Genomic DNA, 24001 nt, shown 5'->3' on the forward strand with positions numbered 1-24001 from the left:
GATCCTGGACGGCATGGAGGATTCCTCCGCCACGGCGATCGTCGACGCCCGCGGGCTGGTGACGGGGTGGAGCGACGGCGCGCAGCGGCTCACCGGATACCCGGCCGAGGAGGTCGTGGGGCGCCCCGCACGGGACCTGCTCGCGCGGGACCTGCCCCCCGGCCCGCTGCCCGCCGCCGTCTCCGTCCGCACCGCCGTGATCCGGCACCGGGAGGGCCGTCCGGTGGGCCTGCGGCTGCGGGCCGCTCCGCTGCTGGGCGCCGACGGCGAACCCGGCGGCTACGCGGTGACCGCCGACCCGCCCGGCGGCCCGCCGGCCGCCCTGGTCGGCGACGCCGTGCGCCAGGCACCCCTGTCGATGTCCGTCGTCGACCCCGACCTGCGCTACGTGCACGTCAACGAGACCACGTGCCGGCTGATGGGCAGGCCCGCCGACGCACTGCTCGGCCGCCGTCTGCCCGACACGCTGGGCAACTTCGAGGGCGACGCCCGGTCCTTCCTGCACCACCTGCGCGTCGTCGCCGACACCGGGCGGCGCGTCCAGTACGAGAGCTACTCGCCCGCGCCGGCCGGCACCTCCCTGCACGCCTGGACGGTGGAGATCTGGCCGGTCCACGACGCCTCCGGCACGCTCACCGCCGTCGCCATGGCCGCGCTGGAGAGCAGCGAGCAGCACCGCGCCCGCGAAGGGCTCTCCCTGCTGAACGCGGCCGGCACCATCGGCACGACCCTCGACGTCGTCCGCACCGCCGAGGAACTGGCCGGGCTCCTCGTGCCGCGCTTCGCCGCCTTCGCCGCCGTCGACCTGCTCGACTGGGTCCTCGGCACCGAGGAACCGCGCGCGACGCCGCCGCCCGAGCACGCCGCGCTGCGCCGGGTGGCCCACGTCTCCGCCACCGAGGGCTTCCCCACCCCCGCAGTGCACCTGGGCGGCCCCGAGATCCACCCGCCCGACAGCCCGCTCGCCCGGGCGATGCGCGAGGGCCGCGTCGTCCTCAGCGGCCCCGGCGACCCGGAGTTCGACCGGTGGATGCGCGTCCACGAGGCCCGGACCCCGCACAACCGTCCCTTCCGCGAAGCCGTCCGTTCCGTCCTGGCCGTGCCCCTGCGGGCCCGCGGCACCACCCTGGGCGTCGCACTGGCCCTGCGGACCGCGCCCCGGGAGCCGTACACCGCCGAGGACGCCGTACTGGCCGAGGAACTGGCCGGCCGGGCCGCCGTCTCCGTCGACAACGCCCGCCGCTTCGCCCGCGAGCGCTCCACCGCCCTGGCGATCCAGCGCAGTCTCCTCCCCAGGGACCTGCCCGGACAGGCCGCGGTCGAGGTGACCCACCGCTACCTGCCCTCCGAGTCCGCGGCGGGCATCGGCGGCGACTGGTTCGACGTGATCCCGCTCTCCGGCACCCGCGTCGGCCTCGTCGTCGGCGACGTCGTGGGCCACGGCATCCCGTCCACGGCGACCATGGGCCGGCTGTGCACGGCCGTGCGCACCCTCGCCGACGTCGACCTGCCCCCCGACGAACTCCTCACCCACCTCGACGACCTCGTCACCCACCTCTCGGCCGCCGACGCGCACAACGGCGGCGACGCGGAGATCCCGGAACTGGGCGCCACCTGCCTCTACGCCGTGTACGACCCCGTGTCCCGGCGCCTGGCCCTCGCGGCCGCCGGTCACCCCGCACCCGTCCTCCTGCTGCCCGACGGCACCACCCGGCTCGTCGCCATGACCGCCGGGCCGCCGCTCGGGGTGGGCGGACTGCCCTTCGAGGCGACGGAGCTGGAACTCCCGGAGGGCTCCGTCGTCGCCCTGTACACCGACGGACTGGTCGAGGGCCGCGACCGCGACGTCGACCACGCCACCGAGGAACTGTGCCGGGCCCTGGCCGTGCCCGCGACCTCCCTCGACGCGCTGTGCGACGGCGTGCTCAAGGCCGTGCTGCCCGAGGAGCCCGGCGACGACGTCGCACTCCTGCTGGCCCGCACCCGGGCGCTGGGCGAGGACCGGGTGCGCACCTGGGACGTCCCCCCGGACCCCGCCGGTGTGGCGGCCACCCGGCGGTCCGTCGTGGGACACATGACGGCGTGGGGCCTGGAGGAGACGGCCTTCGTCACCGAACTCGTCGTCAGCGAACTCGTCACCAACGCCATCCGGTACGGCGAGCCGCCCATCCAGTTGCGCCTCATCCGCGACACCGTCCTCATCTGCGAGGTCTCCGACGCCAGCTCCACCTCTCCCCACCTGCGCCGCGCCCACGCCTACGACGAGGGCGGCCGGGGACTGCTCCTGGTCGCCCAGCTCACCCAGCGCTGGGGCAGCCGCCAGACGGACACCGGCAAGACCATCTGGGCCGAGCAGCCGCTGCCCGCGGGGTGAACCGCCCGGCGCCTACGCCCCGCCGTCCTCCGCGGCCACCCGGGCCAGCGTGCGGCCGGTGCGCGCGGAGCGGGCCCGCCGGGGGTCCGGGGTGCCGTGCCCGCGCCCGGCACCGGCCGTCTTCACCAGCAGCCACGCCGCGTCCTCACCGGCGTCGCGCCCCGGACCGCCGCGGAAGCGGGTCAGCGCGTACTCGCCGCGCAGCTTCGCGCCGTGCAGCCGGAACCGGGCGTGCCCGTGCGCCAGCGACTCGGCGAAGTCGACCGGCCGCCCCCGGCGGTCGTGGCTCAGCGGCTCGTAGGTGCCGTGGTCCCACACGATGACCGTGCCGCCCCCGTACTCGCCCGCCGGGATCACGCCCTCGAACTCCTCGTACTCCAGCGGGTGGTCCTCCGTCGGCACCGCGAGCCGCTTGTCGCTCGGGTCCGCCGACGGCCCCTTCGGCACCGACCAGGACTTGAGCACGTCCGCCACCTGCAACCGGAAGTCGAAGTGCAGGGTGCTCGCGTCATGGATCTGCACGACGAACCGGGGCCGGCCGCCCTCTCCCGGCGCCCCGTCGCCCGCGGGCTCACCCGTCCGGCCGAAGTCCCGCCTGTCGTGGTATTTCCGCAGCCCGTCGCCCTCGCCGCCCACCTGGCGCTCCCTTCCGGCAGACCCTCGCCGACGCGGCCCGGGTACCCCGCTCAGAACTCCTCGTGCACCTCCGGGTCGCCGCCGATCCGCCGGTGCGCGCGGTCCGCCACCGCGCTCATCTGCTCGGCGTCCAGTTCGAAGCCGAAGACGTCCAGGTTCGCCCGCTGCCGCGCCGGGTCGGCGGACTTGGGGATCGGCACCGCGCCCAGCTGGGTGTGCCAGCGCAGGACCACCTGGGCGGGCGTCACCCCGTGCGCCCGGGCGACCGCGGCGACGGCGGGGTCGTCCAGCAGGTCGCTGCCCCGGCCCAGCGGGCTCCAGCTCTCGGTGCGGATGCCCTTGCGCTCGTGGTAGGCGCGCAGCTCGTCCTGCGGGAAGAGGGGGTGCAGCTCGATCTGGTTGACGGACGGCAGGACGCCGGTCTCCTGCTCCAGCCGCTCGATGTGCTCGGCCGTGAAGTTGGAGACGCCCACCGAACGCACGAGGCCGTCCTCGCGCAGCTTGACCATGGCCTTCCAGGACTCGGCGTACTTGTCCACGCGCGGCAGCGGCCAGTGGATCAGGTACAGGTCGACGTACTCCACGCCGAGGCGGGCGCGGGACTCCTCGAACGAGGCGAGCGTCTCCTCGTAGCCGTGGTGCCGGCCGGGGAGCTTGGTCGTCACGACGATCTCCTCGCGGGGGAGACCGGCGGAGGCGATGCCGCGGCCGACGCCGGTCTCGTTGCGGTAGTTCGTCGCCGTGTCGATCAGGCGGTACCCCGCCCCGAGGGCCTCGCGGACCGCCCGCTCGGCCTCGTCGTCCTTCATCGGCCAGGTGCCCAGGCCCAGGGCGGGGAGCGTGGTGCCGTCGTTGAGCGTGTACGCCGGGATGCTGATCACCGTGGAGCCCTTCCCTCGACTGTGTGCGGCGCTGGTGCCGCCCGGTCCCAGCCTCGCCCACGGGGGGACCGGTGATCAACCGGACGCCGGCGGCACCAGCGGGATCGTCACCTCGTCCTCGACCGGCGGGTCCTCCTCCTGCGCCCGGTTCCCGGTGGCCGCGTAGCAGCGCAGGCGGACCGACTCCGGCGTCACGTCCAGACGCAGGAAGCACTTGAAGAAGGGCGGGTGGTACGTCGCGGAACCCGGCGAGAACACCGAGGTGTACATCGTGCGCACGGGCAGCCGGAACCGCCTGCGGCGTTCGGGCCGCCGCGCCGTGCCGAGCAGCCCGGCCACGATCCGGGTGCGCGGGGTGACCCGCGCGCCGTCCCCCGGGGCGCGGCCGGTGCGGATGCCGAGGCGCTCGGCGATCACGGCCGTCGCCTCGGCCTCCGTGAGGGTGAGCAGGCGCCGCAGCCGCAGCCGGCGGCCGTACAGGGCGCTGTAGAAGGCGAGCGAGTCGCCGCGCAGCGGGTAGGAGCGGAAGTCGTCCTCGGTGACGCCGGCCACCGAGACGCGCGGGATGGTGTGGGTGGCGTGCATGAACGCGCCGCCGCCGCCCGCCACGACGTACTGCACGGTGCGGCCGCCCACGTCGACCGGATAGCGCTGGTAGTTGTGGATGTCGCCGCCGATGGCCGCGACGTAGTGGTGGGCCGGGTCGCGCACGACGGCGTCGACCGTGCCGCCGCCCTCGATGGCGCACGGGTGGTGCTCGCCGTCCACGTACAGGGGCGAGCCGGTGACGAGGATCTTGGGACGGTCGCCCGCCGACACCTCGCGCAGCCAGGCGCCCTGCTCGGCGTCGACCGTGCCGAGCAGGCCCGTGTCGATGCCGACGATCCTGATCGGACCGGCGTCGACGGCCCAGTACGGCCCCGGCTGGACGGCCCGCTGGGCGGGGGACGGGCGCAGCGCGCGCGCCTCGTCCAGACGGGCGCCGTCGCCCGGGCGCGGCCGGTGCCACAGCAGGGAGCGCAGCCATGCGGCGGTGAACGGGCGCGGGGCGGGCTCCGGCGGCAGGGGCGGGGCGTCGTCGCAGAAGACGCGCATGAAGGCGCCGAGGTCCTCGTACCAGTCGTGGTTGCCCGGTATCGCGTAGATGGGCGCCCGGTAGTCGCGGTAGGGGCGGAAGAACTTCGGGCCGTAGTCGTCGGCGCTGCCCACCGGGTAGATCACGTCGCTGGCGAGGACCGCGAACCGGGTGTCCCCGCCCGCCTTCAACAGCCCGGGCACCACGGCGTACTGGGAGTCGCCGCCCTCTCCCGTGTCGCCGACGACCAGGAAGGAGAACCGGTCGGGGTCCTCGCGCCGGATCACCTTGTCGGCCGGTGCCCCCGCCGCCGCCCGCTGCGCCACCCAGCGGGAGCGGGTGCGGCCCGTGGGGTCGCCGAACCAGGAGGCCAGCACGCCGTTGCGGGCGGCCCACAGTGTTCTCGGGTTCAGCCAGGACAGTTTCCCGGTGCGCGGCGGCATGAGCGCCCGGTAGGAGCCGGGCTCGGCGGAGCCCCAGCCCGCGCCGTCGGCACCATCACGTGAGGAGTTGGACACCCGGGCACCGTAACAACGCCCGGGCCGGGCTCCGGACGGGGGCCGGGCCGTCAACTCCGGCCCGGCGCGGGCGGTTTCGCGGCCGCCGCGGTCAGAGCGTCCGGGCCAGGAGGCCGAGCAGCGCCTCCCAGTGCCGTTCCGCCGCCTCCTCGTCGTACGCGGAGGTGTCGGCCTGGGTGTATCCGTGGTGCGCGCCCGCGTAGACCTCGCAGCGATGGGTCACCCCGGCCGCGGTCAGGGCCGCCTCCAGCCGCTCCTGCTGCTCGGCGGGCATGGCCGGGTCGCGGTCCGCGTGGGCGAAGTACGCCTCGGCGGTGACGTCTCCGGCCACCAGGTGCGGGCTGTGCGGACCGTTCGTCGCCAGGTTGCCGCCGTGGAACCCGGCCACCGCGCCGACCCGGTCCGGGTAGGTGCCGGCGGTGCGCAGGGCGAGGGCGGCGCCCATGCAGTAGCCGGTCACCGCGACCGGCCCCTCGGCCGTCTGCGGCGCCCGGGCCAGCCACTCCAGGTAGGCGCCCGCGTCCCGCATCGCCCGCTGCGGGGACAGCGCCTTCCTGACGGGGTCGAGCCGCCGGAAGATCTCCGGCCGTTCCTGCGGCCCGATGAACTCGGGCAGCTCCACGACGGGCGCCCGTCCGCCGCGGTAGAAGACGTTCGGCACCAGGACGGCGTAGCCGGCTCCAGCCAGCCGGTCCGCCATGGCGCGCAGGGCCGGGCGCAGCCCGAAGGCGTCCATGTACACGAGGACCGCGCGGTGCGGTCCGCCGTCGGCCGGACGGGTCAGATAGGCGTCGGCGACGCCTTCGTCGGTGGGGATGCCGACATCGCTTCCCTGTACTGCGGTCATCGGGGGTCGCGCCCTTCTCTCGCTCGTGCCGGACCCTACGGTCGCCCGGCCGTCCTGTGGGCGGTCCGCTACTCGAACCGTGAGGTGTCGCCCGCGCCCCGCCGCACGATCTCCGCCCCGCCGTCGGAGAAGTCGACGACCGTGGTGGGCTCCGTGCCGCAGTCCCCGGAGTCGACGACCGCGTCCAGCACGTGGTCGAGCCGGTCCTTGATCTCCCAGCCCTGCGTCATCGGCTCCTCCTCGTCGGGGAGCAACAGCGTGCTGGACAGCAGCGGTTCACCGAGTTCGGCGAGGAGCGCCTGGGTCACGACGTGGTCGGGGATGCGCACGCCCACGGTCTTCTTCTTGGGATGCTGGAGCATGCGCGGCACCTCCCTCGTCGCCGGCAGGATGAAGGTGTAACTGCCCGGGGTCGACGCCTTGATCGCCCGGAACACGTCGTTGTCGATCTGGACGAACTGCCCCAGCTGCGCGAAGTCCTGGCAGACCAGGGTGAAGTGGTGCCGGCTGTCCAGGTGCCGGATGGAGCGGATGCGGTCGATCCCGTCGCGGCTGCCCAGCCGGCAGCCCAGCGCGTAGCAGGAGTCCGTCGGGTACGCGATGAGCGCGCCGGACCGGACGCTGTCGGCGACCTGGGCGATGCTGCGCGGCTGGGGGTTGTCGGGGTGCACGTCGAAGTACTTCGCCATTCACCGAGCTTATGCCCGTCCGGCCGCCGTGCCCGACAGGCCCCGCGGCCCGGCCGCCGAAGCGGGGGAGGGACCCGGCACAGGACCATGAGGTAACGTCCCCGGCCTGGGGGAGGGGACCGGGCGAGACGAGGAGAAGGCCGACGTGGCGGGCCGTGAGGACGCGAGAGGGCAGCGGACGTCCGGCGCCGGTGGGCAGGCGGAATGGGCGCGGGAGCTGCTCGAGCACCTGCGTCCGGCCGGACGCGACCCGAACCGGGTGGTGGCCTGGCTAGCCGGTACCGCGCACGCCACCGTCTCGCTGCAGGACGGCACCGGCCGGCTGCTGGCCGGCACCCGCGTCCCGCTCGACGAGGCCCTGGTCGCCGACGTCACCTCCGGCCGTATCGCGTCGGCCGCGCTGGAGGACCGGGGACGCCATCTGCGGCTCGTCCGCGTGGAACGGTCCCGGCCGGCCGGGACCGCCGTGCTCGCGGTGGTGCGCCGGGCGCCGTTCGACCGGGACGTCTTCGAGATCGTCACGCACGCCGCCCAGGTGGTGGAGCTGCTGCTGGCCGGCCACGAGTCGACCGCCGCCGGGCTGCGGCTGCGGCGGGCCACCTCCGACCTGCGCCTGGCCATCCTGCAGTTGCTGATGGTCGAGGACACCGTCTCCGCCCGCCGTGTGGCCGCCGGACTCTGGCCCGGCCTCCTGGACACCGACACGGCCTGCGTCTACGTCGTGGAGAGCAGCCCCGGCGAACGGGACCGGCTCGCCGAGGAGTGCGTGTCGGCGACGGGGGAACGGGCGCTGGTCGTGCGGTGTCCGGCGGTGGACGGGCACGTGATCGTCCTCGCACCGCGCGACAGCGCCGGGCAGGAGCTGCGCGCGCTGGCCGGCCGCCGTCCCGGGGTCTTCCTCGGCGGCAGCGCCCGCCAGGGCCTCGCCCGTACCGCGGCCGCCTACGGACAGGCCGTCAGCGCCCTGGCCGTGGCCCGGTTCCACCCCGACAAGGCGGCCCTGTACGCCGAGCGCACCCGCCCCGAGCGGCTGATGGACCCGGTCGGGCTGCACGACTGGACGGCCGGGGTGCTCAGCCCGCTCGACACCCTGTCGCACCACACGCGTGCCGAACTGCTCGCCACCACCCGGCTCGGCCTGGAGTTCACCGCCGTCAACACGGCGAAGGTCCTCGGCGTCAGCCGCAACACGGTCCGCGCCCGGATGGACCGGGTCGAGTCGCTGCTGCGCACGGACTTCGCCGACCTGACCGTCCGGGCCGCCGTGCACCTCGCCCTGAACTGCCAGGTCGGGCTCGCCGAACCCCCGCCGGGCGCCGGCGCGCGGGCCGGCGCCGTCCGGCTCACCGACCTGCTGTCGGGGACCGCGCTGCGCACCTGGGCCGCCGACCTGCTGGGCCGGCTCGATGCGGACGGCCGGGACCTGCGGCGCACCCTGCGTACCTGGATAGCCGCCGGGGGCAACGCCGAGCGCGCCGCGCAGAAGCTCGGCATGCACGCGCAGACCGTCCGCGAGCACGTCCGCAGGGCCGAGCCCGTCCTCGAACGCGAGCTGCTCGCCGCCGGCAGCGATCTGTACGAGGTCGTGCTGGCCCACCTGGCGACCGGCGCGCTCGACGAGCCCCGCCTGCACGGGACGAAACCGGGCCATCCGGACTCACCTGTGCACGAGTGAGTCCGGATGGCCCGGCAGCGGGCACCGGCACGATTCACAACGCCGCAGCCGCCCGCGTAGGTTCGAAGGGCAGGGGGGCACGACCGGAACGGGGGACCGGTCGCGCCCCTCCGGTCAGCCGTTGGGCAGGATCACGGCGCGGCCGTTGACCTTGCCCTCGTGCAGGCGCTCGTAGGCGAGCGGGGCCTCGTCCAGGGAGTACGTCTCGGTGTGGACCGACACGGCTCCGGAACGGGCCAGGTTCAGCACCTCGATCAGTTCGCTGCGGCTGCCCCAGTAGGGCGCGTTGACCGACACCTCGAACGGCAGCATGCCGAACCCGACCGGCAGCGAGGCGCCTCCGATGCCGACGAGCGTGACATCGCCCTCGACGGCCGCGACGGCTCCGGCGGTCTTCACGGTGGGAGCCACGCCGACGAAGTCGAAGACGGCCTCGGCGCCGAGACCGCCGGTGATCTCGCGCACCGCGTCCGCGGCCTTCGCGTCCGACAGCACGGCCTCGTGCGCGCCCACCTCGCGGGCGAGCCGCAGCTTCTCCTCGCTGACGTCCAGGGCGACGACCCGGGCGGAGGTCAGGGCGCGCAGCAACTGGATCGCCACGTGACCGAGACCGCCCGTGCCGATGACCACCGCGGTCGAGCCGGGGACCAGCTTGGGCAGCGACCGCTTGATCGCGTGGTACGGCGTGAGCCCGGCGTCGGTCAGCGGCACCGCCGCGACCGGGTCGAGCCCGTCCAGCGGGACCAGGTGCCGGGGGTCGTCGATGAGCAGGTACTCCGCCATCGAGCCCGGACGCCCGAGCCCCGGCGGGCGGATGCCCAGCTCGTCGGCGCGCAGGCAGTAGTTCTCCTTGCCCTCCGCGCACTTGGCGCAGGTGCCGCAGCCCCAGGGCCCGTACACGGCGACCGCGTCGCCCTCGGCGAGCCCCGTCACCCCGGCGCCCAGGGCGGCCACGGTGCCGACGCCCTCGTGGCCGAGGGTGAGCGGCAGCTCGTACGGGAAGCCCTCGGCGGGCCAGCTCATCACCGCGATGTCGGAGTGGCAGACGCCGGCCGCGGTGACCTTCAACAGCACCTGGCCGGGGCCGGGTTCCGGGTCGGGAAGGGTGACGACCTCGGGCGGGGCCCCGATGGTGCGGTACTGCAGTGCCTTCATGACCGAACTCCTTTGTTCTTGTTCCCCCCGGGATGGACGACCGGTGGTCAGACGGCGGTGTAGGCGCCGTCGACCAGGTGGTAGCTGCCGGCGACGAAGGACGCGCGGTCGGACAGCAGGAAGACGATCAGCTCGGCGACCTCCTCGGACCGTCCGAGGCGGCCGGCCGGGTGCAGGGCGACCAGGCCCTGGTAGGCGGCCTCGTCCATGGTCTTCAGCAGCGGGGTGTCGATGAAGCCGGGGCCGACCGCGTTGATGCGGACGCCCTGGGCCGCGTATTCGGCGGCGGCCGCCTTGGTCAGTCCGACCACGCCGTGCTTGGCGGCGACGTAGGCGGGCGAGCCCGCGAAGCCGACCGAGCCGAGGATGGAGGCGACGTTGACGATCGAGCCGCCCCGGCCCGCCGCCAGGATGGCGGGCAGTTCGTAGCGCATCGAGTAGAAGACGCCGTCGAGGTTGGTGCGTACGACGCGCTGGTAGGCGTCGATGTCGTACGCGCCGGTCGGGGCGCTGGGGCCGCCGATGCCCGCGTTGTTCACGGCGAGGTGCAGGGCGCCGTACGTGTCGACGGCGAACGTCACGGCCGCCTCGACGGACTCCGGGCGGGTCACGTCCAGCTCGACGGCGGCGGCCTCGGCGCCCGCGGCCCGCAGTTCGGCGGCGGCCTTCTCGGCGCCCTCGGCGTTGAAGTCGGCGACGACGACGTTCGCGCCGCCGGCGCCCAGCCGGCGGGCGGTGGCCAGTCCGATGCCGGAGGCGGCGCCGGTGACGAGGACGGTACGCCCGGCGAACTCGGTGGCGTACTCGGTGCTGGCAGGAGTGGTGCTCATGGTGCTGTTCTCACTCTTCGGTGGTGCTGTCGGGGGTCGCGGCCGCGGCCTCCGAGGTCAGGGCGTCGTAGGCCCGCTCCACGAGGGCGGCGAGGTCTGCGGCTCCCGAGTCCCGCTCGTCGCCGCGTGCCCACAGGCGCAGGGCGGCTATCAGGACTCCGGCGGCGGCGTCGACGACAGCGGCCGGGCGCACGTCCCGGACGTCGTCCGTGCCGAGCCGGCCGGCGACGATGCGGATCGACTCCTCCTGGGCGTCGACCCGGATGCGCTGGTAGGCGGCGAACAGCTCCGGCTCGGTGTCGGCCAGGGCCAGCAGGCGGCGCATGCGCGGCCGTACGTGCCAGGCCGGGTCCTCCCGGTCGGTCAGCCAGTCCCGGACCGCCCTGCGGTAGGCGAGCAGGGGAGGCTCCCCGGCCGGACGGGAGCGCAGCAGCGCGTTGATCCGGTCGCCGTCCCGGCGGACGAAGTCGAGCGCCGCGTCCTCCTTGCCGGCGAAGTGCCGGCTGAACGTGCGGCGCGTGACGTCCGCGCGCTCGGCGATCGCCTCCACCGTGGTCGCCGCCGGCCCGCGCTCCAGGATCAGGTCGCAGGCGGCGGTGGCCAGCGCGTCGCGGGTCTGCCGCGCCTTGCGCTGCCGCCGGTCCTCGGTGGCGGGGGAGGGCTTCGTCGCCGTCATGTCTCCGAGACTACACCCGTTCATGTCCCAGTGGGACATGTGACCCACTGGGACATCGCGGGGTGGTGAAGCGGCGTGCAAGTTCTCAGCCCGCGTGCCGCAGTGCCGTGCGCGCCGCCGTGACGGCCTGCTCGGCGTATCCGCGCCCGAAGAGCACGGCGTGCACCAGCAGCGGGAAGAGCTGGTGCAGGCCGACCCGGCCTTCCCAGCCCCCGGCGAGCGGAGCCGCCTCCCGGTAGCCCGCCAGGACCCGGTCCAGGTGCGGACAGCCGAACAGGCGCAGCATCGCCAGGTCGGTCTCCCGGTGCCCGCCGTGCGCGGCCGGGTCGATCAGGCGGACGTGCCCGTCGGCGCCCCACAGGACGTTGCCGTTCCACAGGTCGCCGTGCAGCCGGGCGGGCGGCTCCGCGGGCCCGGCCAGCTCGGGCAGGCGCTCGCAGACCCGCTCGACGTCGGCCGCCTCGCCGGTCCGGACGGTGCCGGCGTCGACGGCACGGCGCAGGTACGGCAGGACGCGGTGCGCGGCGTACCAGCGGGGCCAGTCGTCCCCGGTGGCGTTGCGCATCGGGGCGAGCCCGATGTACGCCTCCTCGGGGCCGCCGGGCGGCGCGGACCCGAACGACGGCGCCCCGGCGGCGTGCAGCCCGGCCAGGTCCCGGCCGAACCGCAGCGCCGCCCCGGCGCTCGACGGCCCCTGCGCCACCCGGTCCGTAACCAGCCGGCGCCCGTCCACGCCGTGCACCGCGGGGATCCGCACCGTGCCCGCGTCCGCCAGCCAGCGCAGCCCCGCGGCCTCGGCCCGCGCCGCGCCGGGGGCGTCCGCGAGCTTGACCACCACCGTGCGCCCGTCGTCGAGGCCGACTTCGGTGAGCGCCCCGGACAGGGGGCGTTCGCCGGTGACCGTCCGGCCGGTGAACCGGGCCGCGACGGCCGAGGACGAACTGACGGAACCCATGCAACGAGCCTAGGTCCACACCAGGTCCGGGGCAGGCCCGCGCCGGAGCGCGGCCGTGGGGGCCGGCTGCCCGCCGACCCGGTGAAAAGCACCGGATACGCCTATCGGGCACCCCGGACGCGGGGGAGCAATGGGAGTATGACCAGTTCTGCATTCCATCGCACCATCACCCTGCCCGCTCCCGTGTGCCGGCAGGCCGCACAGCACCTCGAGCAGGCGGTGCACAAGGCCATCGACGGTGCCGCCACGCCGTGGCGCGCGTTCCGCGGGGCCGACGGCGACGAGTTCGCCTTCTCCGTCCCGGTCGTCGAGCAGGCCGCGGGCTGCCTGCTGGTGCTGGCCGCCGAGAGCGCCCAGAGCCTGCGGCCCTCCGCGCTGCGCGCCCTGATCAGCGTCGCGCTGCACCTGCGGGACGCGGCCGAGGCGGTCCGCCGCCCGGCGGCGCCCACTCCGGCCTGGTGAGCCGGGAAACCCGCGGGAAAAGACCGTGCCGGGGGTCTGGGCCTGTGCTTGGCTCGATGGCATGGAGTACACCCGATTCCTCGACTGCCTCGCGGCCGACCACGACCGGCTGCGAGCCGCCGTCGGCGCCGACGCCGACGCGCCGGTGCCGACCTGCCCCGGCTGGACCGTCGCCGACCTGACCCGCCACGTCGGGGAGGTCTACCTGCACAAGACCGCCGCCATGCGCGACGGCGTGGAGCCCCGCCCCTGGCCGCCCGAGGAGTTCGCCCGCGAGGCGCCGACGGCACTGCTCGACCGGGGCTACACCGCGCTGCGCGCCGAGTTCGCCACCCGCGCCCCCGGGGACCCGGCCGCCACCTGGTACGGCCCCGACCAGAGCGTCGGCTTCTGGATCCGGCGGATGGCGCAGGAGACCGTCGTCCACCGCATCGACGCCGAACTCGCCACCGGCCGGCCCGTCACCGCCGTACCGGACGACCTCGCCGTGGACGGGATCGACGAACTGCTCAAGGTGTTCGCCGCGTACGCCGTGGCCGAGTGGGGCGACTACTTCACCGGGATCCTGGACGGCTCGCCGGGCCGTACGTTCCTGGTGCGGGCGGGCGACGACGCGGCGTGGCGGGTGCGGACCGGTCCGGGGGAGTTCACCGTCACGGACGGCGCGGGCGACGGCACCGCCGACGTGCGGCTGAGCGGCTCCCCGGAGAGCGTCCTGAGGTCGCTGTGGAACCGGGCGGGCGACGGCGGGGGCGGCGCCGTACGGGTCGAGGGCGCGCCCGAGGCCGTGGCGGAACTGAGGCGCTGCCTCGTGGTCGCGACCCAGTGACCGGCACTGACCGGCACTGACCGGCAGGGACTGGCAGGGACCGGCAGGGACTGGCACGGACCGGAGCGGAGCGACCGGCGGACACCGGGCCGCCGCCGTCAGGCGCCGACGAGACCCAGGGCCACCCACAGGGCCGCCGTCGAGGCGGTGACCGTGGCGGGCACGGTGAGCAGTCCCAGCCGGGTGAACAGGCCCAGCTCCACCTCGACGCCCTGCCGGTGCAGCAGGCGCCGCCACAGCAGGGTCGCCAGCGAACCGACGTAGGTCAGGTTGGGGCCCAGGTTCACGCCGATCAGCACGGCGAGGACCTGGGCGGGACCGGCGGGCGCGGCCAGCGGGAGCAGGGCCAGCACGGCCGGCAGGTTGTTGACGAGGTTGGCCAGCAGCGCGGCGACCGCCGCCACGCCGAGCAGCGCGGGCAGTGAGTCCCCGTCCGGCAGCAGCCGCCCCAGTCCCGAGGCGGCGCCGCCCGTCATCACCGCGCCCACCACGATGCCGAGGGCCAGGACGAACACGCAGAACAGCGGCGCGGCGGCACCCGCCATCTCCCGGGGCGTGACATGGCGCCGGGCCAGCGCACGTCCCCCGAGCACCAGCACACCGCCGAGCGCCGCCCAGGCGGGTGCCACCCCGGCGGGCGAGGCCAGCGCGAACCCGGCCAGCGTGAGGGCCACGACGACCACGGTGAAACGGGGCACCGTCGGCGCGGGCGGCGCGGTCGGCCCGGCACCCCCCGCGTCCGGCGTCTTCGTGGGCGCGGGGCCGACCCGCGCGGGAGAGGCGGGCACGGGCTCGGCCAGATCCGCGCGGAAGAAGCGGCGGAACACGGCGTACTCCACGGCGATCGCGGCCAGCCAGGGCAGCGCCATCAGCGCCGCGAACCGCGTGAAGCTCAGCCCGCTGGCCGTGAACGCCAGCAGATTGGTCAGGTTGGACACCGGCAGCAGCAGCGAGGCGGAGTTCGCCAGGTGCGCCGTCGCGTACACGTGCGGGCGGGCCCGGGCGCCGGCCCGGGACGCGGTGGCCAGGACCACGGGGGTGAGCAGGACGGCGGTGGCGTCCAGGCTGAGCACGGCCGTGACCGCGCAGGCCATGGCGAACACCCCGGCCAGCAGGCGCCGCGGACTGCCCCCGCACCGGCGGGCCACGGCCGCGCCGACCGCCTCGAACAGGCCCTCCTTCGCGCACAGGTACGCCAGCATCAGCACCAGCGCGAGGAAGACGACGACCGGCAGCAGCGTCCGGGTCTGCTCCCACGCCTCGCGCGGGGTGACCGTGCCGAGCGCCACCACCAGGACGGCGGCGGGCACGGCGGCCACCGCCTCCGGAAGGCCCCGGGGACGCAGCACGGCGAAGGCGAGGACGCCCAGCAGCAGGGCGACGGGGACGGCCTCGGAGAGGACGGCGGTACTCAGGGCTTCTCCTCCACACCGGTGAAGCGGGCGGGAGCCCGGTGATCGGCGAACGGGATACAGGGTCGCACCCGCAGGCGGGGCCGAGGTCCGCGGGACGCGGTGTGGCCGAGGCCACGCCGCGGGCGAGAGCCGTGCCATGTCCCGCGGGGCGCGCCGCGGGCTACCGTTTCCACGGACCCGTGTTCCCCACGACGAGCAGTTCGGACGGCCCGGCAGTGCACACAGACCTCTCCCCCGTCATCGCGGCGACCGCGCAGTGGCTCCTTCGCGCCTACCCGGCCTCCGGCGGCGCGCTGGCCGACGCCCTGTGCGAGGCGCAGGCCCGGCAGGCCGTGACGGTCGCGGCCCGGTTGCGCTACCCCACACCCATGGACGTCGCCCTGCTGGACGTGGCCGGGCCCGGCGGTTCCGCCCGGCTCGACTGGATCACCGGCGCCGACGGCGTGCCGCACGCCGACCCGGACGCGGACGCCTGGCGGACCTGGGTGGACGAGGTCGTCGCCAGTTGGGCGGCCTGTCTGCTGACCGACCCGGCGCTCGCCGGGCCGGCCGTCGCCGCGCTGGCCGTTGGCGGTCCCTCGGCCGGTGCGCCGGTGGAGTTCCGCCGCCTGCTCGCCCCGGACGCGGCCGACCGCCGGGCGGCGGCGCTGCTGCGCCACCCGGACCTCGTCGCCCCCGTCGCGGCCCTGCACCACGCCCACCTCGTGGCCCGGCTGGATCCGGGCCAGGCCCTCGTCGCCTGACCCCGCCCCTCGTCGCCCGGCCGTACCCAACCGTCCGCCCGCACCCAACCGTCCGCTCGCACCCAACCGTCCGTCCGCACCCAACCGTCCGTCCGCACCCAACCGTCCGTCCGCACCCAACCGTCCGTCCGCACCCAACCGTCCGTCCGCACCCAACCGTCCGTCCGACCCCGCCGGGAATGTCCCTCCGGACACCCCGAGGGGCCTCAGGCAGCCGTCTCCAGGTTCGCCACGGGGGAGACCCGCGGCGCCGGCGCCAGGCGTCCGCGCAGGAGGTGGCCCGCACCGATGGCGGCGGCGATGACCAGCCCGCCCACGATCAGGGCGCCGCGGGCGCCGGCCAGCTCCATCAGGAGGCCCAGCGCCGGGGGGCCGCCCAGGCTCCACACCGTGCCGATGCTGCCCCACACGCCGAGCACCCGGCCCCGCATGCGGGCGGGCGGGTCGGTCTGCAGCACCGCCGTGCCCGCGGTGTCGGAGACGGACTCCACCACGGCCATCGGCAGCACCATCACCAGCAGGACGGCCAGCGACGGCGACATGCCCGCCACCACCTGCAGCAGACCGCCCGCCGCCGCCAGCGCGCCCACCACGCGTACGGAGGGACGGCGCAGCCGGGCGCCGAGCACGGCGCCCACGATGCCGCCGGCCGCCAGCACCGTGGAGACGGTGCCGAACGATCCCGCCCCGCCCGCCAGTGGCCCGGTGACCAGCACGGCCAGCGTCAACTGGTAGTTGCGGCCGAAGACGGCGCTCACGCCCGTGACCCCGGCCAGCGCCAGCAGCCGGGGACGGCGGGCGAAGAAGGCCAGCCCCTCGCGCACGCTCATGGTCTCCCGCGTGACGCCGTCCTCGGCCGCCGCCCTGTGCCCGATCGCACCGCGCGCAGGCCGCAGGAAGGGGATCACCGAGGCCACGAACAGGAACGACACCCCGTTGGCGGCGTACGCGGCGGCCGTGCCGAGGAAGCCGACCGTCACACCGGCGAGGGCGGCGCCCGTGAGCCGGCCCGCCTGGTGGACCAGCGCGCCCACCCCGATCGCGGAGGGCACGTCCTCGCGCGGGACGAGGTCGTTGCCCAGCAGGGAACACGCCGGGCCGTCCACGGTGGCGATGACGCCGGTGACGGCGGCCAGCACCATCAGCGAGGTCACGTCGAGCCGGTCCAGTGCCACCATGAGCGCGGTCACGAAGGCGACCGTGCCGAGCAGTGCCTGGCTGACCGCGGCCGTCGTCCTGCGCGGCCAGCGGTCGACGGCCGCGCCGCCGAACACGCTGATCAGCAGGGCGGGCGCGGCCTGCACCGACATGGACAGACCCGTCGCCGCGGCGGAGCCGGTGATCTGCAGCACCAGCAGGTTCTGCACGGTGAGCTGCATCCAGGTACCGGCGTTGGACACGAAGTTCGCGACCGACCACCAGCGCATGCTGCGGTACCGCAGGGAGCGCCACGGCGAGGTGGACGCGGGCCGGGGCGGCGCGGGGGCGGGAGGCGGCGGGGCGGAGACGGAGGAAGAAGACACAGGGCGCCACTCGAAGGCGGGTCGGGGGACCCGGAGGGGGACACGGACGGGAACGAGTACGCCGGCTGCGTTGCGCGGCCGTTCCACTGAGCCGGAGACGGCGCCGACCATCGTGGCAGAAGGGACCGGCGAGTCCTCGCCGGTCCGCGCCCCCGCCCGGTGCCGGGGCCGGCCAACAGCCTTCACCCGCGACGCACTTGGTGGGCCGAGTGGGCTTGATCACAGCATGTGGGCGCAGCACCGGGCGCCGTGCGGAGCACGACCGACGGCCGTGACCGCCGTCACGGCGAGCGGCCCGGCGGCGGGCAGCGGCGCATGTGGGCGTCCCGGCGGGGCACTCGGGGCACGTTTCGGGCGCGCCGGGCGCGTTCCACGGGCGCCCCGCGCTCCGTGCCCGCACCCGGCGTTCCGGCAGTGCCTCGACGAGGAGAAGGGTCGTCCTCATGATGCCGACGGCGGTGTTCAGCCCGCGGGGGGAGTCCCGCGCGCCCTGGGACCGGGTCCTGGTGACCGGCGGCGCCGGATTCCTCGGCTCCCACCTGTGCACCCGGCTGCTCGACGCGGGCGCCGAGGTCGACTGCCTGGACAACCTCTCCACGGGGCGCGCCGAGAAGGTGGCCCACCTCGCGGGCCGCCCCGGCTTCCGCTTCCTCGAACGGGACGTCTGTGAACCCGGCTGCGCGGACGCCCTGCGGGGCCCCTACGACCTGGTCCTGCACCTGGCGGGCCCCGGGTCCCCGGACGCCCGCCCCCGGCGGCCCGTGGACGTCCTCGACACCGGCAGCCTGGGCACCCGCACCGCGCTGGCCGTCGCCGACCGGGACGGCGCCCGCTTCCTGCTCGCCTCCTCGCCGCCGGCCGGCTCCGCCGCCCCCGTGGGCGGGGTACCGGACGACGCCGACCCGGTCCGGCCGCACGGCGTCTGCGCCGAGGCCGTCCGGTTCGCCGAGGCCCTGGTCGCCGCCCACGCGGGCGCGCACGGCTCGAACGCCGGGATCGTCCGGCTGTTCAGCGGCTACGGCCCCGGCATGCGGACGGACTGCGGGGGCACGCCGGGCGCCGCCCTCGGGCAGGCCCTGGCCGGGCGGCCGGTCACCGTCCCCGGGGACGGCAGCCGCACGCATCCCCTGTGCTACGTCGACGACATGGTCGACGGCGTTCTGCTGGTCGCGGCCGGACGTTCCGTGCGGCCCGTGGACATTGGCGGCGACGAGGAGCCCACGGCCGCGGAGATCGCCCGACGGGTGATCGAGCTGACCGGCTCCGACTCGCCGCTCACGTTCGTCGAGGACACCACGGACGAGGACACCCGGCCCCGGCCGGTCACCGGCTTCGCCCGCGAGATCTTCGGCTGGCTGCCGAGCGTGACCTGGCGGGAGGGCCTGGAACGCACCGTCGCCGCCCTCCGGGAACGGCCCGACCCGCTCCCGACGGCGACCGGGGAGCCGGTGCGGGAGCGGACGGGGGAGTGGTGGACGTGAGAGGCGTGCCGTGGCCCCGCGCGTGCCAGGGGCCCGCCGCCACGGCGACGGGCCCCTGGCACGGGTGACGGCGGGGCCGCTCAGCCGGACTTGCCGCGCCCCGACAACGCGTCCCGCACCCGGTCGACCATGCCCGCGCCGGGCGCGAGCAGCTTGTTCATCGGGGGCTTGTCCGGGGTGGAGGGGTGCGGCCGGGTCGGCGCGGTCTTCTTCGCCTGGCGGACCTTCTCGCCCAGCTCGTCCAGGGCCTCGGCGGGACACGCCGCGCGCAGCCTCGGGAACAGGTTGCCCTCCTCGTCGGCGACGTGCTCACGGATCTCGCTCATCAGCTTGCCGATCAACCGGTCGAACTCGGCGTCGTCCGCCGCACGGCCCTCCAGGTCCTTCATGATCTGCTCGGCGCCGGCGTGGTCCTCGAGCTCCTTGTCCGCGAGGGCGCCACCGCCCTCCACGTGCTCCCGGACGGCCGGGTACAGGTACGCCTCCTCCGCCACCGAGTGCCGCACCAGCTCGATCGTGGCCTGATCGGCGTACAGCTTGCGGTCCTTGTGACCCGGCGGCAGTGCCTCGATCCTGCCGAAGAGCTCCTCGACCTCACGGTGATCGGTCGTCAGCTCGTCGATGACGTTTCCTCCGTGTCCCATGTCCACCTCCAAAGGGTCGTGGCGGTCGCGGGACCGACCCGCCACGGGCATCGGGACGACCGGGTCCCCCCGAGCGCGGTGGGCTAACTCCCGCGTCAGACGCCCAGCTTGGCCCGCACGCCGCCCGCGCGGGACGCGGGACCGGCCGTGGCCCGGACCGAACGGTGCACCAGGTGGGCGTCGTGCCGCAGGCCCCGGGCCGCGTGCCGGCCGCGCCACAGCCACGAGGGCGCGCCGCCGGTGTCGTCGGCCGCGATCAGCAGCCCGCCCATCATCGACAGGTTCTTCAGGAAGTGGATGCGCTGCTGGGCGCGTTCGGACGGGTCCTCGGCGTTCCAGTACCGGTGCGCGGCCAGCGTGGTGGGCACCAGGGTGACCGCGAGGGCCAGCGCGGCCAGCCGCGGGCAGCGGCCGAGCCCGAGCATGAGGCCGCCCGCCACGTGCACGGCGCCGTTCAGCCGTACGAGTTGCTCCGTGCTGTCCGGCAGCACCGGAACACGGTCGGCCACCGGCCGCACGACCGGCTCGGCCGCCGGGGCCACGTCCTGCGGCCTGCGCAGCGACTGCAGGCCGCCCGCGACGAACATGGAGGCGAGCATCGGCCGGCCGGCCAGACGCAGAAGACTCATGACGCTGTCTCGCTCTCTCCGAGGGGGTCTCAACGGGGTCATCAGCGGGGGCGTGCCCCACTGGGATCATCAGGTGCCCGTGGCGGCCCGCGCCATTCGGCGGCCGGGGCGCCACGGGCGTCCCCCGGTACCGCCCCCCACGGGGAACACGCAGGTCACAGGCTGGTGAGGATCTGGGGCGACAGGTTCTTGACCATGGTGTTGGTCCAGCGCATCTGGCGCAGTGTCCGCGGGTGGCAGGAGGAGACGAGCGCCAGCAGTCCGCTGTCCCTCGACGCCTGGGCGGCCTGGGCGAGCATCTCCCAGTGCAGGGAGTTCTCCGCCGCGGCGAGGTGCAGCTCCCGCAGGTCGCGCAGGAGCAGCAGGCCCGGCTCCGGCCGGTGCACGACCGCCTCGGACGCCTTCTTCCGCAGCGTGGCCAGGACGCCGTCCGGGGAGTGGCCCGGCGGGTCGCCGAGCGTCACGCCGTGCTCCGCGCCGGTCTCGGCGAGCCGCCGCACGTGCTCGCGGGACCATGCCGAGAGGTCGGTGGCGACGTGGTGGACCTCGTGCTCGGTGCGGTGCCGCTCGGCGACGGTCACCAGGTCGTGCGCCAGGCGCCGTTCGCCGCGGTGCAGCGTGCGCAGGGTCAGGGTGATGCCGTTCACCGCGCGCCCTCCTCGTGGCCGTGCGGGAACCCGGCGGGTTCCCGCCGCGTCGCGTGCGCCGCCGGTCCGCCCGAGGTGGGCGGGGCGGCACCGGGGTCGGCCGGTGCCGACGCGGTGGTGGTCGGCGCGGGGGAGGGCCGGCCGTCCCCGCGTTCGACGAGGGTGAGCGCGGCCGCGGCCGTCTTGAACAGCGGCTGCTTGGAGACGGGGTCCCAGTCGGTGACGGTCGTCTCGTTCGCGGCCCGCCCGGGAGTGCCCCGGCCCGGCCCGGAACCGCCGTCGGTGTCCCAGTAGCCGTAGTGGAACGGCACGAAGAGCAGACCCGGGCGGATGCGGGTCACCCGCAGCCGCCCGCGCAGGGCGCCGCGCCTGCTGGTGACCTCCACCAGGTCGCCCTCGCCCAGGCCGAGCCGCTCCGCGTCGCCGGTGGAGATCTCCACCCACACGTCGGGGGCGGCGTCGTTGAGCTGAGGCGCGCGGCCGGTCTTCGTCCGCGTGTGGAAGTGGTAGACGGTCCGGCCCGTCGTGAGCTGGAAGGGGTACTCGTCGTCGGGCTCCTCGTGCGGCGGCAGATACGCGGCGGCCTTCAGCATCGCCCGGCCGTCCGGGTTGAGGGAGCGGTACTCCACGACCTCCTGCGCCGCGCCGGTCACCAGGTCCTTGCCGTAGCTCTCGCACACGTCCGGGTGGGCCCAGGAGATGCCGTCCGTGTAGAGGCGCGCGGTGCCCTCCGGGTTCCGCGCGTCGCAGGGCCACTGGATGCCGCTGGTGTCGCGCAGCAGGGCGTAGGACAGGCCCGTGTAGTCGCAGGGGCGGCCCGCGCTGCACCGCTTCCACGCCTCGAACGCCGACTCGGGGCCGTCCCAGGTGATCAGCGGACCGCCGTCCTTGTCCCGGAAGTCCATGCGCCGCGCGTAGTCGAGGAAGATGTCCAGGTCCGGCCTGGCCTCGCCGGGCGGCTCCACCGCCTTCTCGGACAGGTGCACCGTACGGTCCGCGTTGGTGAGCGTGCCGGTCTTCTCGCCCCAGGTGGCGGCGGGCAGCACGACGTCGGCCAGTTGCGCCGTCTCCGTCAGGTACAGGTCCTGCACGACCGTGAACAGCCGTTCCTGCGCCAGGATCGTGCGGATGCGGGAGAGTTCGGGCATCGAGACGGCGGGGTTGGTGCCGCTGATCCACAGCATCCGCAGCGAGCCCTGCTCGGCGTACCGGAAGATCTGCATCGCGTGGGTCGGCGGCGCGAAGTGCGGGACGGTCTCCGGTTCGACGTTCCAGACCGCGGCGAGGTCGGCGACATGGGCGTCGTTCTGCCAGTTGCGGAAGCCCGGCAGGTCGCCGTTGGCGCCGCACTCGCGGGTGTTCTGGGCGGTGGGCTGGCCGTTCATCTGCAGCAGGCCGGCACCGGGCCGGCCCAGCATGCCGCGGATCAGGTGCAGGTTGTTGACCTGGACGGCGGCGGCGGTGGCCTGGTGCGACTGGTAGACGCCCTGGAGGACGGTGGAGACCAACGCGTCGGTGGTGCCGACGAGTTCGGCCGCCTCCTCGATCCGGGCGGCCGGGACGTCGCAGATCCGCGCCGCCCACTTCGGCGTGCAGTCGGCGACCCGGGCGGCGAGTTCGTCGAAGCCGACGGTGTGCGCGGCGATGAAGTCGCGGTCGATCCGCTCGTGCCGGATCGTCTCGTGCAGCAGCGCGTTGAGCAGGGCCACGTTGGTGCCGACCCGGGGCGCGAGGTGTACGGCGGCGCGCTCGGCGACGCGGGTGGGGCGCGGGTCCACGCACAGCAGGCGCGGCGGGTCGGCCCCCTCGAAGCGGTCGAGGAGCCGCATCCACTGCACGGGCTGGGTCTCGGCGATGTTGTGGCCGAACAGCGCGATCACGTCGGCGTGGTCGAAGTCGTCGTAGCTGCCCGGCTGTCCGTCGCAGCCGAAGGTCTCCTTCAGCGCCTCCGCCGCGGTCGAGGTGCACAGCCGGGTGTTGCCGTCGAGGTGGTGGGTGCCGATGCCGGCCCGGGCCAGGACCGTGAGCGTGTAGTACTCCTCCAGGAACAACTGGCCGGTGGTGTAGAAGCCGATGGAACCCGGCCCGCGCTCGTCCAGCAGCGCGCGCGAGCGGGCGGCCACCAGGCCCATCGCCGTGTCCCAGTCCGTCTCCGTCAACCGCCCGTCGCGCCGTACCAGCGGGCGGGTCAGCCGGTCCCGGGAGGCGTTCGCCTGCCAGCCGAACAGGTCCTTCGGGCCGAGCCGCCCGCGGTTGACCCGGTCCACGTCCCGGCCCCGTACGCCCACCATCCGGCCGTCGGCCACCGCGATGTCCATCGCGTCGCCGTCCGAGTGCAGGATCGACGCGGACTGCACCCAGCGCTGCACCGCCCCGGGCTCCACCCCGTCCGCGAGGAACGTGTCCACCCGGGCCGGCCAGGTCTCGTGCCGCCCGTAGGGCACCCTGGGGCCCCACGGCCGCGCGATCCGGTCCGTCGCATCCTCCATCGCCGGCCTCCCGCCGCCTCCCGCCCGCGCTCCGTCGTCGGGCACTGGCGGGGCGCCGGGTACCCGGGGGCGTACGGTCGAAGCGAAACCAGTTGTGGGAGCGCTCCCAAGCGGGCAGGATGCTGCGGTGACAGCGACCGCATCCGTACGCCCCTACCGCCCGGCCGACGCCCCGGCCCTCGACGACATCTGCATCCGTACCGCGCACAACGGCCGCGACAGCCGGCCCGTGTACGCCGACCCCGCGATCCTCCCCGCCGTCTTCGCCGCCCCCTACGTCCACCTCGAGCCGGACCTGGCCTTCGTGCTGGACGACGGGCGGGGCCGCGCCGTCGGCTACATCCTCGGCACGGCGGACACCGCGCGGTTCGCCGGGGAGTTCCGCACGAAGTGGCTGCCGCGGGTCGCGGACCGGTACCCCGCGCCGCAGGCCCCGCCCGCCGACCGCACCCCGGACGAGGTCATGGCCGGGCTGCTGCACGACCCGGAGCGCATGGTCGTCCCCGAACTGGCCGCGTACCCGGCCCACCTGCACATCGACCTGCTCCCCGACTGGCAGGGACGGGGCCACGGCCGGACCCTGATGCGGACGTTCTGGCGTGCCCTGCGCGAGCGCGGCGTACCGGCCGTCCACCTGGTCATGGCGACGGCCAACACCCCGGCCAGGGCCTTCTACGACCGCCTGGGCTTCCACGAGATCACCGCGGCCGGACTCGACCCCGCCGACGTCACCTGCCTCGGGCGTACGACAGAGGAGGAGACGAGCCGATCCTGACGGGCCGGACGCGACGGCCCCGACGAGCGGATGACGGGCCGGACGCGACGGCC

Annotated in this window: 22 protein-coding genes; 7 read left to right on the forward strand and 15 right to left on the reverse strand. The window is 75.2% G+C overall.

The window, feature by feature from the left end; all coding sequences use genetic code 11:
- Positions 1-13 precede the first annotated feature (13 nt).
- Positions 14-2374, forward strand: a complete 2361-nt coding sequence (locus Sdi02f_RS27965) for a SpoIIE family protein phosphatase (RefSeq protein ID WP_167458258.1) — start codon at positions 14-16, stop codon at positions 2372-2374.
- Between the two features lie 12 nt (positions 2375-2386).
- On the opposite strand, the gene Sdi02f_RS27970 is transcribed toward Sdi02f_RS27965, so the two are convergent.
- The 5 genes from Sdi02f_RS27970 to Sdi02f_RS27990 all read right to left on the reverse strand — a co-directional run bounded on the left by Sdi02f_RS27970 (position 2387) and on the right by Sdi02f_RS27990 (position 7020).
- Positions 2387-3010, reverse strand: a complete 624-nt coding sequence (locus Sdi02f_RS27970; RefSeq protein ID WP_031085598.1) for a DNA polymerase ligase N-terminal domain-containing protein — start codon at positions 3008-3010, stop codon at positions 2387-2389.
- Between the two features lie 50 nt (positions 3011-3060).
- Positions 3061-3891, reverse strand: coding sequence for an aldo/keto reductase (locus tag Sdi02f_RS27975; RefSeq protein ID WP_030403349.1), 831 nt, complete (start codon positions 3889-3891; stop codon positions 3061-3063).
- 75 nt (positions 3892-3966) lie between these two features.
- Positions 3967-5484 carry a metallophosphoesterase family protein gene (locus Sdi02f_RS27980; protein ID WP_108934221.1) on the reverse strand — a complete coding sequence of 506 codons (1518 nt, stop codon included), beginning with the start codon at positions 5482-5484 and terminating at the stop codon, positions 3967-3969.
- Between the two features lie 91 nt (positions 5485-5575).
- Positions 5576-6331 (reverse strand): dienelactone hydrolase family protein, encoded by a 756-nt coding sequence (locus Sdi02f_RS27985; RefSeq protein WP_108934222.1) that lies wholly within the window; start codon positions 6329-6331, stop codon positions 5576-5578.
- A 68-nt stretch (positions 6332-6399) separates the two neighbouring features.
- Positions 6400-7020 (reverse strand): L-threonylcarbamoyladenylate synthase, encoded by a 621-nt coding sequence (locus Sdi02f_RS27990; protein ID WP_030403346.1) that lies wholly within the window; start codon positions 7018-7020, stop codon positions 6400-6402.
- 145 nt (positions 7021-7165) lie between these two features.
- Here Sdi02f_RS27990 and Sdi02f_RS27995 point away from each other — a divergent pair, with 145 nt between their 5' ends.
- On the forward strand, positions 7166-8695 hold the full coding sequence (locus Sdi02f_RS27995) for a helix-turn-helix domain-containing protein (RefSeq protein ID WP_108934223.1): 1530 nt from the start codon (positions 7166-7168) through the stop codon (positions 8693-8695).
- Between the two features lie 114 nt (positions 8696-8809).
- On the opposite strand, the gene Sdi02f_RS28000 is transcribed toward Sdi02f_RS27995, so the two are convergent.
- The 4 genes from Sdi02f_RS28000 to Sdi02f_RS28015 form a co-directional block, all read right to left on the reverse strand.
- Positions 8810-9850 (reverse strand): NAD(P)-dependent alcohol dehydrogenase, encoded by a 1041-nt coding sequence (locus tag Sdi02f_RS28000; RefSeq protein WP_030403344.1) that lies wholly within the window; start codon positions 9848-9850, stop codon positions 8810-8812.
- Between the two features lie 47 nt (positions 9851-9897).
- Complete coding sequence (locus tag Sdi02f_RS28005; RefSeq protein WP_030403343.1) at positions 9898-10680, reverse strand: SDR family NAD(P)-dependent oxidoreductase; 783 nt, start codon at positions 10678-10680, stop codon at positions 9898-9900.
- A 10-nt stretch (positions 10681-10690) separates the two neighbouring features.
- Entirely contained in the window at positions 10691-11356 is a 666-nt protein-coding gene (locus tag Sdi02f_RS28010; protein ID WP_053665760.1) for a TetR/AcrR family transcriptional regulator, read from the reverse strand.
- A gap of 85 nt (positions 11357-11441) precedes the next feature.
- Positions 11442-12311 carry a fructosamine kinase family protein gene (locus Sdi02f_RS28015; protein WP_031085590.1) on the reverse strand — a complete coding sequence of 290 codons (870 nt, stop codon included), beginning with the start codon at positions 12309-12311 and terminating at the stop codon, positions 11442-11444.
- Positions 12312-12449: 138 nt separating this feature from the next.
- Here Sdi02f_RS28015 and Sdi02f_RS28020 point away from each other — a divergent pair, with 138 nt between their 5' ends.
- Positions 12450-12773 (forward strand): hypothetical protein, encoded by a 324-nt coding sequence (locus Sdi02f_RS28020; protein WP_030403340.1) that lies wholly within the window; start codon positions 12450-12452, stop codon positions 12771-12773.
- Positions 12774-12834: 61 nt separating this feature from the next.
- On the forward strand, positions 12835-13602 hold the full coding sequence (locus Sdi02f_RS28025; protein ID WP_053639257.1) for a maleylpyruvate isomerase family mycothiol-dependent enzyme: 768 nt from the start codon (positions 12835-12837) through the stop codon (positions 13600-13602).
- A 98-nt stretch (positions 13603-13700) separates the two neighbouring features.
- On the opposite strand, the gene Sdi02f_RS28030 is transcribed toward Sdi02f_RS28025, so the two are convergent.
- Positions 13701-15017, reverse strand: a complete 1317-nt coding sequence (locus Sdi02f_RS28030; RefSeq protein WP_063839797.1) for an SLC13 family permease — start codon at positions 15015-15017, stop codon at positions 13701-13703.
- Between the two features lie 215 nt (positions 15018-15232).
- On the opposite strand from Sdi02f_RS28030, the gene Sdi02f_RS28035 reads away from it, so the two are divergent.
- On the forward strand, positions 15233-15760 hold the full coding sequence (locus tag Sdi02f_RS28035) for a hypothetical protein (protein ID WP_167458259.1): 528 nt from the start codon (positions 15233-15235) through the stop codon (positions 15758-15760).
- 206 nt (positions 15761-15966) lie between these two features.
- Here Sdi02f_RS28035 and Sdi02f_RS28040 read toward each other — a convergent pair whose 3' ends face one another.
- On the reverse strand, positions 15967-17187 hold the full coding sequence (locus tag Sdi02f_RS28040; protein ID WP_203714680.1) for an MFS transporter: 1221 nt from the start codon (positions 17185-17187) through the stop codon (positions 15967-15969).
- 539 nt (positions 17188-17726) lie between these two features.
- On the opposite strand from Sdi02f_RS28040, the gene Sdi02f_RS28045 reads away from it, so the two are divergent.
- On the forward strand, positions 17727-18764 hold the full coding sequence (locus tag Sdi02f_RS28045) for an NAD-dependent epimerase/dehydratase family protein (protein WP_108934225.1): 1038 nt from the start codon (positions 17727-17729) through the stop codon (positions 18762-18764).
- Between the two features lie 80 nt (positions 18765-18844).
- Here the strand turns inward: Sdi02f_RS28045 and Sdi02f_RS28050 are convergent, their stop codons facing one another.
- The 4 genes from Sdi02f_RS28050 to Sdi02f_RS28065 form a co-directional block, all read right to left on the reverse strand.
- Positions 18845-19408, reverse strand: a complete 564-nt coding sequence (locus Sdi02f_RS28050; RefSeq protein WP_030403334.1) for a hemerythrin domain-containing protein — start codon at positions 19406-19408, stop codon at positions 18845-18847.
- A 95-nt stretch (positions 19409-19503) separates the two neighbouring features.
- Positions 19504-20037, reverse strand: coding sequence for a DoxX family protein (locus Sdi02f_RS28055; protein WP_030403333.1), 534 nt, complete (start codon positions 20035-20037; stop codon positions 19504-19506).
- A 155-nt stretch (positions 20038-20192) separates the two neighbouring features.
- Positions 20193-20684, reverse strand: coding sequence for a hypothetical protein (locus Sdi02f_RS28060; RefSeq protein WP_053639254.1), 492 nt, complete (start codon positions 20682-20684; stop codon positions 20193-20195).
- Positions 20681-23173 (reverse strand): molybdopterin oxidoreductase family protein, encoded by a 2493-nt coding sequence (locus tag Sdi02f_RS28065; protein WP_108934226.1) that lies wholly within the window; start codon positions 23171-23173, stop codon positions 20681-20683. The genes Sdi02f_RS28060 and Sdi02f_RS28065 overlap by 4 nt, the downstream gene beginning before the upstream one ends.
- A 127-nt stretch (positions 23174-23300) precedes the next feature.
- Between Sdi02f_RS28065 and Sdi02f_RS28070 the strand changes: the two genes are divergently transcribed.
- Complete coding sequence (locus Sdi02f_RS28070; protein ID WP_031185545.1) at positions 23301-23948, forward strand: GNAT family N-acetyltransferase; 648 nt, start codon at positions 23301-23303, stop codon at positions 23946-23948.
- Positions 23949-24001 lie beyond the last annotated feature (53 nt).

The organism is Streptomyces ardesiacus (assembly GCF_003112575.1).
GTDB classification, from domain to species: Bacteria; Actinomycetota; Actinomycetes; order Streptomycetales; family Streptomycetaceae; genus Streptomyces; species Streptomyces ardesiacus.

Bases quoted from the DNA above. Each gene is read 5' to 3' on its own strand.
- Sdi02f_RS27965 (WP_167458258.1), top strand. From the start codon at position 14: ATGGAGGATTCCTCCGCCACGGCGATCGTCGACGCCCGCGGGCTGGTG.
- Sdi02f_RS27985 (WP_108934222.1), bottom strand. From the start codon at position 6,331: ATGACCGCAGTACAGGGAAGCGATGTCGGCATCCCCACCGACGAAGGC.
- Sdi02f_RS27990 (WP_030403346.1), bottom strand. From the start codon at position 7,020: ATGGCGAAGTACTTCGACGTGCACCCCGACAACCCCCAGCCGCGCAGC.
- Sdi02f_RS28000 (WP_030403344.1), bottom strand. From the start codon at position 9,850: ATGAAGGCACTGCAGTACCGCACCATCGGGGCCCCGCCCGAGGTCGTC.
- Sdi02f_RS28005 (WP_030403343.1), bottom strand. From the start codon at position 10,680: ATGAGCACCACTCCTGCCAGCACCGAGTACGCCACCGAGTTCGCCGGG.
- Sdi02f_RS28010 (WP_053665760.1), bottom strand. From the start codon at position 11,356: ATGACGGCGACGAAGCCCTCCCCCGCCACCGAGGACCGGCGGCAGCGC.
- Sdi02f_RS28015 (WP_031085590.1), bottom strand. From the start codon at position 12,311: ATGGGTTCCGTCAGTTCGTCCTCGGCCGTCGCGGCCCGGTTCACCGGC.
- Sdi02f_RS28020 (WP_030403340.1), top strand. From the start codon at position 12,450: ATGACCAGTTCTGCATTCCATCGCACCATCACCCTGCCCGCTCCCGTG.
- Sdi02f_RS28025 (WP_053639257.1), top strand. From the start codon at position 12,835: ATGGAGTACACCCGATTCCTCGACTGCCTCGCGGCCGACCACGACCGG.
- Sdi02f_RS28040 (WP_203714680.1), bottom strand. From the start codon at position 17,187: ATGCGCTGGTGGTCGGTCGCGAACTTCGTGTCCAACGCCGGTACCTGG.
- Sdi02f_RS28045 (WP_108934225.1), top strand. From the start codon at position 17,727: ATGATGCCGACGGCGGTGTTCAGCCCGCGGGGGGAGTCCCGCGCGCCC.
- Sdi02f_RS28050 (WP_030403334.1), bottom strand. From the start codon at position 19,408: ATGGGACACGGAGGAAACGTCATCGACGAGCTGACGACCGATCACCGT.
- Sdi02f_RS28055 (WP_030403333.1), bottom strand. From the start codon at position 20,037: ATGAGTCTTCTGCGTCTGGCCGGCCGGCCGATGCTCGCCTCCATGTTC.
- Sdi02f_RS28065 (WP_108934226.1), bottom strand. From the start codon at position 23,173: ATGGAGGATGCGACGGACCGGATCGCGCGGCCGTGGGGCCCCAGGGTG.